At 58.8% G+C, this 11,944-nt stretch carries 8 protein-coding genes, 1 pseudogene and 1 CRISPR repeat array; of the genes and pseudogenes, 3 read left to right on the plus strand and 6 right to left on the minus strand.

Going from position 1 to position 11,944, the window contains the following annotated elements; genetic code table 11:
* Positions 1–107 precede the first annotated feature (107 nt).
* Positions 108–1,236 (plus strand): peptide chain release factor 2 gene (gene prfB / locus GG26_RS07700; RefSeq protein ID WP_143596961.1). Its coding sequence is split into 2 segments (ribosomal slippage): positions 108–179 and positions 181–1,236, totalling 1,128 coding nucleotides; the frame shifts between segments, so codons are not numbered across the junction.
* On the opposite strand, the gene GG26_RS07705 is transcribed toward prfB, so the two are convergent.
* From GG26_RS07705 to GG26_RS07715, 3 genes are all read right to left on the minus strand, one after another.
* A complete protein-coding gene (locus GG26_RS07705) occupies positions 1,233–2,234 on the minus strand; it encodes an o-succinylbenzoate synthase (RefSeq protein WP_414389782.1) in 1,002 nt (333 codons plus the stop codon). The genes prfB and GG26_RS07705 overlap by 4 nt on opposite strands.
* Positions 2,235–2,596: 362 nt before the next feature.
* Positions 2,597–5,262: direct repeats of the CRISPR family, unit length 36 nt; unit sequence GTTTCCAATTTCTAGGGATCCCCCCGAAGGGGGAAC.
* Positions 5,263–5,571: 309 nt separating this feature from the next.
* The gene (locus GG26_RS07710; RefSeq protein ID WP_011430111.1) at positions 5,572–6,429 is read right to left on the minus strand and encodes a Tab2/Atab2 family RNA-binding protein; all 858 of its coding nucleotides are present in this window, start codon (positions 6,427–6,429) and stop codon (positions 5,572–5,574) included.
* Positions 6,430–6,446: 17 nt separating this feature from the next.
* Positions 6,447–6,926, minus strand: a complete 480-nt coding sequence (locus GG26_RS07715; RefSeq protein ID WP_011430110.1) for a VOC family protein — start codon at positions 6,924–6,926, stop codon at positions 6,447–6,449.
* Between the two features lie 260 nt (positions 6,927–7,186).
* Between GG26_RS07715 and GG26_RS07720 the strand changes: the two genes are divergently transcribed.
* Positions 7,187–8,329 carry an energy transducer TonB gene (locus GG26_RS07720; protein ID WP_099812181.1) on the plus strand — a complete coding sequence of 381 codons (1,143 nt, stop codon included), beginning with the start codon at positions 7,187–7,189 and terminating at the stop codon, positions 8,327–8,329.
* Positions 8,330–8,353: 24 nt separating this feature from the next.
* Here the strand turns inward: GG26_RS07720 and gloA are convergent, their stop codons facing one another.
* Positions 8,354–8,788: a lactoylglutathione lyase gene (gene gloA, locus GG26_RS07725; protein ID WP_011430108.1), complete on the minus strand. Its 435-nt coding sequence runs from the start codon at positions 8,786–8,788 to the stop codon at positions 8,354–8,356.
* Between the two features lie 66 nt (positions 8,789–8,854).
* Between gloA and gcvT the strand changes: the two genes are divergently transcribed.
* Positions 8,855–9,991 (plus strand): glycine cleavage system aminomethyltransferase GcvT, encoded by a 1,137-nt coding sequence (gene gcvT, locus GG26_RS07730; protein ID WP_011430107.1) that lies wholly within the window; start codon positions 8,855–8,857, stop codon positions 9,989–9,991.
* Here the strand turns inward: gcvT and GG26_RS07735 are convergent.
* Both GG26_RS07735 and GG26_RS07740 read right to left on the minus strand, forming a co-directional pair.
* Positions 9,975–10,931 (minus strand): sigma-70 family RNA polymerase sigma factor, encoded by a 957-nt coding sequence (locus GG26_RS07735; RefSeq protein WP_011430106.1) that lies wholly within the window; start codon positions 10,929–10,931, stop codon positions 9,975–9,977. The genes gcvT and GG26_RS07735 overlap by 17 nt on opposite strands.
* Positions 10,932–11,600: 669 nt before the next feature.
* Positions 11,601–11,944 (minus strand): annotated as a pseudogene (locus GG26_RS07740) (hypothetical protein); the annotation flags it as partial.

The raw sequence follows: 11,944 nt of genomic DNA on the forward strand, positions 1-11,944 counted from the left end.
GTGTTGCAGCAAACCTGCAAAAGAGCTGGATCCCTTGGTTGAATTGCCAGCCTACAGGCTAGGATGAGAGCCGAAGCGCAGCTTGATGCTCTCTCTTGATGCTCTCTATGGAACTGGCCGATCTGAGACGCACCCTAGAATCGCTCACCTCGCGCCTGAGCAGTGCTCAGGACTATCTTTGACCTGCCCCACCTGGAGCAGCAGATCGCCATTTTGGAGCAGGAAGCAGCGCAGCCGCAGTTTTGGAACGATGCCGAGGCGGCCCGCCGCCACCTGCAACAGCTCAACAGCCTCAAGGCCTCCTGGGATCAAATCCACCGCTGGAAGGATCGCCTAGAGGATGCTGCCAGCGCCTTGGAGCTGCTGCAAGAAGACCCGGACCCGGAGCTGTTGGCCGAAGTGTCCGGATCCCTGGCGGCGGTGGAGCGGGAGCTCGGCCAATGGGAGCTGCGGCAACTGCTTTCGGGCCCCTACGACAAAAACGGCGCCATCCTCACCATCACCGCTGGCGCGGGGGGAACCGATGCCCAAGACTGGGCGGAGATGCTCCTGAAGATGTACACCCGCTGGGCGGAAAACCAGGGCTACAAGGTCACGCTTTCGGAATACTCGCAAGGGGCAGAGGCCGGCATCAAGTCGGCCACCCTGCTGATTGAAGGCCCCTATGCCTACGGGTATCTTTCCGCCGAGAAGGGCAACCACCGCATGGAGCGCATCAGCCCCTTTAACGCCAACGGCAAGCGCCAGACCAGCTTTGCCGGCGTTGAGGTCATGCCTATCCTGGAGGAGGACAATGAGTTCGAGCTGAGGATGGAGGATCTGGAGTTCGAGACTTCTCGTTCCGGCGGGGCAGGGGGCCAAAACGTCAACAAGGTGGAAACGGCGGTGCGGGTTATCCACAAGCCCACCGGCATTGCCGTGCGCTGCACCGAAGAGCGCTCCCAACTGCAAAACAAGGAGCGGGCCATCCAGATCCTGAAGGCGAAGCTGATCGAGCTTGAGGAAGAAAAGCGCCGGCAAAAGCTGGCCGAGATCCGGGGTGAGATGGTGACCCAGGGCTTTGGGGGTCGGATTCGCACCTACACTTTCGATCCCTACAAGTTGATCAAAGACCACCGCACCAACGCCGAAACCTACAATGTCGAGGCGTTTATGAATGGCGAACCGGAGGAGCTGATGCACTTTATCCAGGCCTACCTGCGGCAGGAACGGGCCAAGCAAGCCGCCGCCGTCTAGGGCTGGCTGTGGAGCTCCCACACCGCCTGCATCAGGGCTGCCCGCTCCTGGGCTGAGAGCGTGATCAGGGTGAGGGGATCCCCTTCCTGGAAAAACTCCCCCACCCCCCATCCCAAGGCTCTGGGATGGGCTGTTTTTGCCTGCAGGGATCCCGCCCAAACTAGGCCATGCCAAGCGCCGATGGGCGTTTCCAGGGCGGAGGAGAAGGCCAAATCTAGGCTAGGGTGTTGCCTGAGGTAGTCCCTAAGGGCAAGGCAGGAGCCAACCAAGGAGGGCTTGACCACCAGGATCCCTTTCCAGCCGGCTTGGTGGACAGCTTGCAACTGCTCCAGCCCAACCACGGACTCATCCAAGGCAATGGGAGTCTGAAACTCCCAGCTCAGCCGGCTTAGATCGGCGTGCTGCGCTGGTGGCAAGGGCTGCTCGAAAAACTCAATCTTGCCTGGCCACTCTTGGTTGATCCGGTCACAGAGGGCCAGCCAGCGCCGCGCCCCTTCCAGACTCAGCCCCCCATTGGCATCCAGGCGCAAGCAGGATCCTGCGGGCAACTGCTCCAGCCAGCTTTCTAGCTTTTTCACCTCCTGCTCGAGAGGCTCCACCCCCACCTTGACCTTGTAGGCGGGGTAGGAACCTGAGGGTGGGGTTTTCCCAAAAAGCCCACACCAGGAAAGCCCGGAGAGATCCCTTGCCAGCCAGCCGGGATCCCGACAGGCCAGCCAGGCGCATTCCAGCCCAAAGCGCGTGGCGGGCAAGGTTGCCGGGATCTTCTCGATCTCTGCTTCCGACAGCTCAGGGGGCAACTGCTGACAAAATGCCAGCGCTTCCTCTACGGTCTCGCTGCCCAACCAGGGGATGGGGGCAATCTCCCCATAGCCCTGACCTCCCGTCTCCGCGTCCGTCAGCCGAACCAGGATCCCTTCGCGGATAGACCACAGGCCGTAGCGCGTGCGCAAGGGCTGGCGGAAAGGCCGCCGGTATCGGCAAAACGCAAAGCGCATGTTCAACACCTGGGGATCCCCGCTGCTAGTTTCCCCCCAAGGAAGGGGGAGCCGCTTACTTGGCCAACCTACACCCTATCTAGGGATCCCCCGGAAGGGGGAACTTGAGGACGCGTGACTAAAGCAAGCCCGGGAGTTCTTAAACTCCCTGGGCGTTTCCAATTTCTAGGGATCCCCCCGAAGGAGGAACGATTGTCTTTCACCACCCTGATGAGTGGTATGAATACTAGTTTCCAATTTCTAGGGATCCCCCCGAAGGGGGAACAATGGACCCCTTTCGGTGTCCTTCTAATTTTCTAGGGATCCCCCCGAAGGGGGAACCTCCCCCATTGAGATCCCCATCGTTAACTGCCCTCCCGAGTGTTTCCAATTTCTAGGGATCCCCCCGAAGGGGGAACAATCCGAAGGATCTGTTATATTTCCTGGTTCCTGTCGTTTCCAATTTCTAGGGATCCCCCCGAAGGGGGAACACGGCGTCATCGAGTGGATCCCATCTTCTGGCCCGATCTGGGTTTCCAATTTCTAGGGATCCCCCCGAAGGGGGAACTTATCTTCTACGATCTGGAGACAGTCGTAGAGCTACTGGGGTTTCCAATTTCTAGGGATCCCCCCGAAGGGGGAACATGAGTACCTAGTGTACAACTAAGTGTATCGTATACGTTTCCAATTTCTAGGGATCCCCCCGAAGGGGGAACATCGTAGAGAAAATTCCTGAGTGGGTTCTTGCCAAGTTTTGTGAGTTTCCAATTTCTAGGGATCCCCCCGAAGGGGGAACCCAAGCACCCAGGATTGTTTCCTGGGTGTCTTTTATGTTTCCAATTTCTAGGGATCCCCCCGAAGGGGGAACTGGCTGAAGCTCTAGGACTTCAACGCATTGTTTCCATCGAGTTTCCAATTTTTAGGGATCCCCCCGAAGGGGGAACAACACGTATCTTGAAACTCGACGAAGTAACCATTCGTGAAGGTTTCCAATTTCTAGGGATCCCCCCGAAGGGGGAACTTGAGAAGGTAGCATTCCAACCTAAGCCCATTCAGGGTTTCCAATTTCTAGGGATCCCCCCGAAGGGGGAACCTTATTTATGCAATGGCTGGTCGGAGTCGAATATCGACTATGTTTCCAATTTCTAGGGATCCCCCCGAAGGGGGAACATCGTGGGCGGTAGCCTGCGAGCTCCTGCCTGATTGGTTAGACTAGTGTTTCCAATTTCTAGGGATCCCCCCGAAGGGGGAACATCAAGCCCGTCTGGCCAACGGGCGTCACTTCTGGGTCTGTTTCCAATTTCTAGGGATCCCCCCGAAGGGGGAACTGTTGAGCCACCACGGCTCATAGTGAAGGAAATTGCTGGGAAGTTTCCAATTTCTAGGGATCCCCCCGAAGGGGGAACAATACATTCGCGACGTTGCAATTATCCTTGGGAAAGGTTTCCAATTTCTAGGGATCCCCCCGAAGGGGGAACTACGGCATAACGTATTTCCATTACTTAATGTTATATAGAAAGTTTCCAATTTCTAGGGATCCCCCCGAAGGGGGAACGTGAACGTCCGGTGCCGCAGGAAATCTTACCAACACTGTTTCCAATTTCTAGGGATCCCCCCGAAGGGGGAACAGTACAAGCCGTTGCCCATTGGGCCTTATGGTTTGCAGCACAGTTTCCAATTTCTAGGGATCCCCCCGCAGGGGGAACCAGTATAACACAGCTGTAGGTCTGTTGCGTCAATTGTGTTTCCAATTTCTAGGGATCCCCCCGAAGGGGGAACTTACCAGAACATAACGGAGGTTTACCAAGTCTTCCGCATTATCGTTTCCAATTTCTAGGGATCCCCCCGAAGGGGGAACTTTAACAACCTGAAGGACTACGTGGACATGTGTGCCTTGTTTCCAATTTCTAGGGATCCCCCCGAAGGGGGAACGTTTCGGCTACTTCCTACCAGATGAGGTAGATGAATAGTAAGTTTCCAATTTCTAGGGATCCCCCCGAAGGGGGAACGCTCAAGCAGCTTGGAACGAAGCTGCTAACATACTAGAAGTTTCCAATTTCTAGGGATCCCCCCGAAGGGGGAACCCGGGATATTGCCCGGATTCTAGCACGCGTTCACAAGGGGTTTCCAATTTCTAGGGATCCCCCCGAAGGGGGAACATCCGGGCAATATCCCGGATGTACGCACAACGTTGTGGTTTCCAATTTCTAGGGATCCCCCCGAAGGGGGAACATGATGTAGTGACCGTCTGCACCGAAGAACTTCATAGGTTTCCAATTTCTAGGGATCCCCCCGAAGGGGGAACTTGAAATAGGCATAACCACCTTCTGCCTATTAAGTGTAGTTTCCAATTTCTAGGGATCCTCCCGAAGGGGGAACAAGAACACCCAGGAAAAATCCTGGGTGTGTTGGTGGGGTTTCCAATTTCTAGGGATCCCCCCGAAGGGGGAACCAAAAACACAACATAGCCCTGTTTACCCCTGATGATCCAGTTTCCAATTTCTAGGGATCCCCCCGAAGGGGGAACTGTCCCACTACGTCAGGTTATATGGGTGGGTTATTAACCAAGTTTCCAATTTCTAGGGATCCCCCCGAAGGGGGAACCAAAGCCTTGTCCACTGCGACTGTGGTCTTGTCCCGTATGTTTCCAATTTCTAGGGATCCCCCCGAAGGGGGAACATCCCACTTGTCAAGCTATCTCCGTAATAACCTTCTTAGCGTTTCCAATTTCTAGGGATCCCCCCGAAGGGGGAACCTCTACGAAATCTCCCAGAAACCCAGCCAGCAAAACTGCCGTTTCCAATTTCTAGGGATCCCCCCGAAGGGGGAACCAAGCTAGTCTCTATTAGAGGACTCCGCCTGAAACTCTTGTTTCCAATTTCTAGGGATCCTCCCGAAGGGGGAACAGGATTGTTCTTTGCCCAATCTAAAAAATCCTCCCAGTTTCCAATTTCTAGGGATCCCCCCGAAGGGGGAACTTCATGGTGGTCTACCGCCACCGGGGTCACTGGATGTTTCCAATTTCTAGGGATCCCCCCGAAGGGGGAACTCTACCCCTATTAAACCCAAGCAGGGCAAGGAATGCAAGGCCTATTTGCGAGGGGGTCGGTCGAAGGTGGCAAAAAAGGGCCCCGAAGAGGGGGGGTGAGAGGCCTGAAAGCCTTGTGGCGCAAGGCATCGAGCGGGTCAACGAAAGAATCAGCCTTTGCGGGTTTTGGCGAGGCGCTCGCAGAGGCGTTGATACCATTTTTGTGTTGCCTCGCAAACATAGCTAGCCTGAGGATTCACGCAAGGGTTTGCGGGCTGCCCAGGCAACTGGGGCGGAGCGAGTGGCGGGGCAGACAGGCCGACAACTGTTCTAGAGAGGGTACTGCATCAGCCAAAAGCCGGCGAAGGACTGGGCCCGGAAATCGCTCTGGATGGCAAGGAAATGGATCCCTTGGGCTTGGCGTTGTCGCTGGGCAAAGCCTTCTGCCTCCGCCCGCAGCTTTTCATCTTTTAATTGCGCAAACAGATAGCAATCGTTGAGGCCAGCCTCGAACAGCAGCCGTCCCTCGGCAACATGCAAATAAGCAGGCTCCATACCGCTCAGCCAAGCTGCTATGGGCAAAGCCCGCCGCGAGGCAATCACCAAGCCGGGAATGATCGTGTCCGGCGCCCAGGCCTCCCAGTTCACCGGGAACAGCTCGCCGAATTCCATTGGCCAGGTCTCGGCTTCCCGCAGATCCCTGGCCCGCAGCGTCACGAACGCCCAGCGCTCCCCCTGCAACTTATCCGGCAGGGGGATGGGATCCGGCGGCTCCGGCTCTACAGGGGGCTCAGGGCTGTAGGTGAACTGGGTTTCTTGGGGGTAAACCTGCTCTGCCCGCTCTCGCATCCAGGCCTTGAGGGCATAGACCCGACGGCTGGGCAGCATGGGGATCCCGGCGGCGTTGCAGGCCCGCTGCAAGATGGAGCTCATGCGGGCTCGGAAGACGCGAATGGCTGCAGGCGGCTGGGGGGCTGCCTCCAGATAGCCGCGCAACTGTTGGGCTACCCAGGTGCTATTGACCTCTTGGTTGCTGCAGTACTTGGCCTGGCGCAACTGGCCGCTGGCATCGCAGACCAGCAGCTCCCAAACCCGCCGCCCCTGCCCATCCCGCAGTGGGACGGCGTTGAAATCCATCTGCCAAATGGGGCCGCGCCCAGGGCTAGAGTGTAGGGGTTGAGTGGCCAAGGTGTTCCTCCCGTTTGCTACGCACTGCTGGGAGAGCGATCCGGAAGCTGTTGGCCTGAGGGATGGAAAGCAGTATCCCCGACCAAAGCCCATTCCCGCTCTCCAAAAATGGCGGCAGGGTAGCGGTAGTACTTAAACTCCAGCAGGTTGTAGAAGGGATCCTGCAAAAAGAAGGTGCCGTGCTCCAGGGGGGTGCCGACAAAGCGCCAGCGTGGCTCCTGATAGAAAAGCAATCCCCGCGTGCGGGCCCGCTCGGCCAGCGCCTGCCAATCTGCCTGGGCAGGGAAGATCAGGCCAAAGTGGCGGGGGTAGATGCCCCGCTGGGGCGTCAGCTTTTCCTGGGTGAGGTGGGCCACCAGTTGATGGCCATACAGGTTCAAGATGACGGCGGCAGGGGTTTCTCGACCGACCTCGCAGCCCAAGCCCTCGCCGTAGTAGGCCTTGGCCAAGGCAAGATCGGCAACCGGAAAGGCCAGATGAAAGCAGATGGGTTCCATGGGCTCTCCTGCAAATCGGGATCCCTGCTCTTTATCTAAGGTAGGCGATTTTAGAACGGCTGCTGCCAGGTGGAATGCCGACTGTACGCCTTTGCGCAGGAAGCCCAACCGCTCGGATGCTATAACACTAGCTAGCGTGTAATCTGCTTGCGCCAGCAGTGCGGAGCACTCTTGCGTCAGCGAGACGGAGTCCTTTGGCCGAGTCTGCAGCAAGAGAACTCGGTGTGTTGAGAGGTTTGTAAGAAGGGGCAAGCTTGGTCATGACCAGCATCTGGGTTGAACAGCGCCGCCGCGAGGAAGAGGCGCGCGACTTTTTTTGGATGGTGGCGCTGTCCTTGCTGCTGCACGTGCTGGCGCTGCTGGCCTTGCTCTACTGGAGTCGATTTTGGCCACTTCGCCAGCAAGAACAAGAGGCCATTGAGTTTATCCTGCTAGAGCCAGAAGATCTCAAGCCGCCGGAAGAAGCAGAGCTGGTTTCGGAAGTGGATTCCCGCGATGGGGGCGAGCGGGCGGAAGCCCCCCCTTCTCAGGGCAGTCCACCCCAATCCCAGGCTGCTCCTCGCCAGAAGGCTCCCCCACCTCCTCCGCCGCAACCCCAGCCGCCGCAACCGCAGCCGCCTGCCCCTGTTCCACCCCCTGCTCCGGCGGAAGTTGCTCTGGCCACTCCTCGATCTACCCCACCCCCTACGCCAACTGCGCCTCCGGCTCCTCCTCGGCCCACTGCAACGCCGACTGCAGCGCCGCCTCCGCCCACCCCAGCTCCCCGACCCACTCCCACCCAGACTCCGCCACCGGTGGCGGCTGCTCCCCCTGCTCCGCCGGCTCCCACCCGCCCCCCCACTGCCGAGCCTCTACCCGTGCAGCCCAGGGAGCGGGACTCGGATCCCAGCCAATTGCAGCCTGTTGCGCCTGCTCCCCAACCGCCGACGGAGGTTCTCCCTGCCGAGCGGCCCTCCGATGCTTCCCAGTTGGGGCCGCCCCTCAGCGCTTCCGCTCCCAGTGATGGGGCCGGGATCCAGGGCAGAGGAGCCAGCGGCTTGGCCAACCCCACCCAATCGGCTCCCAACCCCCCCAGCGTGGCGGCGCGGGCCAATGTGGACTGGGGCCCTTGGCTGGCAGCTCTGCAACGCAAAGTGGAGCAGAATTGGATCCCTGGCCAGACCGGCACCTCCCGCCGCACAGTGGTGATCTTTACAGTGGGCCGGGGGGGCGAGCTGCAGAGCATTCGCCTGGCCCGCACTTCCGGCAGCCAACAAACCGACGACGCAGCGCTGACAGCAATTCAGCGGGCGGCGCCCTTTTTGCCCCTGCCTGAGGCCTATGAAGGCAACTCGGTGACGATCAACTTCACCTTCGACATCAACGTCTTGGGACAGTTGACGGTGGGGGGATCCGCCAACTAGGTGGGGGATCCGCTTCTGGCAAGTTTAGGCAGAGGCGGCAGCTGTTCTTTCGGGGGCGGCACCCTGCTCCTGCAGGGATCCCATCTGGATCAGCTCGATTTTGTAGCCATCGGGATCCTCGACAAAGGCGATCACGGTGCTGCCGTGTTTCATGGGCCCGGGCTCGCGCACCACTTTGCCGCCGCGGGCTTTGATAGCCTCACAGGTGCTGTAGATATCCTCGACGCCGATGGCGATGTGGCCGTAGCCGTTGCCCAGCTCGTAGTGGTCGGTACCCCAGTTGTAGGTTAGCTCGAGCACCGCCGTTTCCGATTCGTCGCCATAGCCCACGTAGGCCAGCGTGAACTCCCCGCTGGGGTAGTCTTTTTTGCGGAGCAAGTGCATCCCCAGAACGTCACAGTAGAACTGCAAGGAGCGCTCTAGGTTGCCAACGCGGATCATGGTGTGGAGAAGACGCATGGGACGAGCTCCAAGAAATGGGCGACGTTGCGTTTATTCTAGTCCTTGACTCCTAGAGATCCGTGGATGAGCTCAACTCCCCTGCAACGCACCCCCCTGTTTCCCCTGCACCAAGCCTTGGGGGCGCGGTTTGTCTCCTTTGCCGGCTGGGAAATGCCGCTGCAGTATCAGGGGGTGGTGGCCGAGCATCGGGCGGTGCGGGAGCGGGCAGGCGTCTTCGACATCTCCCACATGGGCAAGTTCGACCTCTGGGGGCCGGAGCTGGGATCCCACCTCAGCCGTCTGGTGCCCAGCGATCTGGGCGCTGTGGCGGTGGGATCCGCTCGCTACACGGTTTTGCTAAACCCCCTAGGGGGCATTGTGGACGATGTCATCTTCTACCGGCACCCACCAGAAGGCGAGCTGGAGCACTGGAGCCTGATCGTCAACGCGGCCACCCGCCAAAAGGACTGGGAGTGGCTCCATCAGCAGGGGATCCCCGGCCTGGAACTTCAAGATCACACCGAGTCTCAGGTGTTGCTGGCGGTGCAGGGGCCGGCAGCCGAAGAGGTTTTGCAGCCTTTTTTGGCGGGATCCCTGAGGGCTTTGCGCCGGTTTCAACACGGGCAGTTTGCGACTCGAAAAGAGAGATCCTCAGGGGCAGGGGTCTTTGTGGCCCGCACCGGCTACACCGGAGAGGATGGCTTTGAGCTCCTGCTCGGCCCTGCCGACGGGCTTTGGCTCTGGGAGCAACTGGTGCAGGCGGGGGTACAGCCTTGTGGACTGGGCTGCCGCGATACGCTGCGCCTGGAGGCCGCTTTCTGTCTCTACGGGCAAGACATAGATGAGAGCACCACCCCCCTGGAAGCCGACCTGGGCTGGTTGGTCAGCAATCCAGGGGACTACATCGGCAAGCCTGCCCTCGAAAGCCAACGCCAGCAAGGGATCCCGCGCCGTCTGGTGGGGTTTCGGCTGTTGGAGCGAGCCATTCCCCGCCGCGGCTATGCCATCTACGCTCCCAACTCCCCTGAGCCGATCGGCCGGGTAACCAGCGGCACCCATTCTCCCACTTTGGGCTATGGCATCGGCCTGGGATATGTGGATTCAACTTGGGCTAAGGTGGGATCCCGGCTAGAGATTGAGATTCGGGGCCAGCGCCGTCCTGCTGAAGTGGTGAAGAAGCCGTTCTACAGAGGGCAGGCTCCAGTTAGCTTGGGGAGTTGAGCTGTCTGCCGGCCTTGGGGGTGGAGTATTCCTGCTGTAGCCGCCGCAATTTCCGCAGGGCCCGCCGCTCAATTTGCCGGACTCGCTCCCGCGAAAGACCGATGTGCTCCCCAATCTCCCGCAACGTCAGGCCCTTCGACCCATCCAGCCCATAGCGGGCCACAATTACCTGCTGCTCGCGTTCGCTCAGTTGGCTCACCAGGGCGCGCACTTCCTCGCAATGGGCAACCCGATTCAGATGTTCGATGGGATCGTTGTCCTCGTCAGGGATAAAGTGCTGCAGCTCGGTGCCGTCCTCGTCGCCTACCCCTACATTAAGGGATCGGATCTCGGCCATGTGGCGGGTGATCAGTTCGCGGTAGTTGTCGCCAATATCCAGCGAATCGAAAACTTCCTCTGCGGCAGGCCGGGATCCCTTCTCAGCGGACAGCTCGCGGTAGCGCCGCTTCACCTGGGAGACCTTCTCGTACATGTGGGCGGGCAGCCGGATCAGGCGCCCTTTGTTTTGGATGCCGCGGTTCACGCTCTGCCGGATCCACCAGGTGGCGTAGGTGGAGAACTTGTACCCCCGCGTGGGATCAAATTTTTCCACGGCGCGGGTGAGGCCAATGGTGCCCTCTTGAATCAGATCCAGGAACGGCAAGCCGCGGTTGCGGTAGCGCTTGGCAATCGACACCACCAGGCGCAGGTTGCATTCCACCATGCGCTTTTTGGCCGCTTCCCCCTGCCGCAGGATCTGCTGCAGCTCCTCTAAAGGGATCCCCAGCCGTCGGCTCCAATCCTCCAGCGACTCGTGCTGCCGCCGCTGCTCCAGAAGGGCCATCATCCGCTGCACTTGGTGGGCCAGATGCAGTTCTTCCTCAGCGGTGAGCAACGAGTAGCGCCCAATGATTTTTAAAAAACGCCCCACTGCGTCTTGCAGCTCAAGATTCTCCGCCATATCAAACCCCACACCATAAGTTGATGCCCTGTCAGAATCTTCGCTTCTGCTGTCGCATCAAGCTTGCTTCCCACAGTACGAAGCCGACCTTGCTGCAAACAGCACTTTATTCATACCAGTAGAAAAGCCTTTCCGTAAAGGTTTTGGCAACCTAAAATCCAGACTTTCAGCGGCTATTTGATTCACTAAATTTATTGAGTCTTGTCCTTGAGCTACCGCCAGCGGTTCCTCAGTTCCGGCCTCTGTCAGCTCGCCGATTTACGGGTAGATGTTACTAAAATAAGGCGATTCCGTTACTCAAAACTTAAATCAATAGGACAGAAAAAAGCAAGCAAGATCGGTCATGCTCTCTCAATCGTTAACCAGATTGTACTGAGATAAGAAACATGTTTTTTGATACACTCTACATCGCTACAGATGCCTATTTTGTCTGTAGAAATCTATCGGAGAGGCTGGCCCGGCAAGGTATCAAACAGCCTGCTAATCCATTTCTGAAACCTTTTGAGGCTGATTTCAGAGAGAGTTGTCAATGAGCCTCAACCCCAAACCAGCCAAGGCAGATCCCAAGGAAAAGCCATCGTCTTGGCTGCCCCAAGTTTAGAGTAAATCAAGATAAATTTTAGATCTCAGACACTACCCATAGAGTCAAGTCTTCGAGCCGCCATCGTACTACAGGTTATCCGTCGAGTAGGGGCTATGGAGCCCAGGCGGGAAAAGCCGCAACCCCTGCTGTCGCACTCGCCGCTCCTGGAAGGGGATGGGGGTGACGCGCGGCAAAGGTGTAGCCACAGGCTGGGGAGTTGAAGTGGGGACAGGCTGCGGAGAGGGCTCTGGGCTGGGTTCAGGTTCAGGAGTGAGCCCTACGGGCGGTGGCGCGGGAACAGCCGGGATCCCTTCTGCGGTGGGACGGGAACGGTCCAGCTGAAAGCGAGGCTGGCGAGGCGGCGCGGGAGTGGGTGTCGGGGTGGGCGTCGGCGTCGGGGTGGGCGTCGGCGTCGGGGTGGGCGTCGGCG

It is taken from the genome of Synechococcus sp. 'PEA 65AY6A-5F PE A' (assembly GCF_047462575.1).
GTDB lineage: Bacteria > Cyanobacteriota > Cyanobacteriia > Thermostichales > Thermostichaceae > Thermostichus.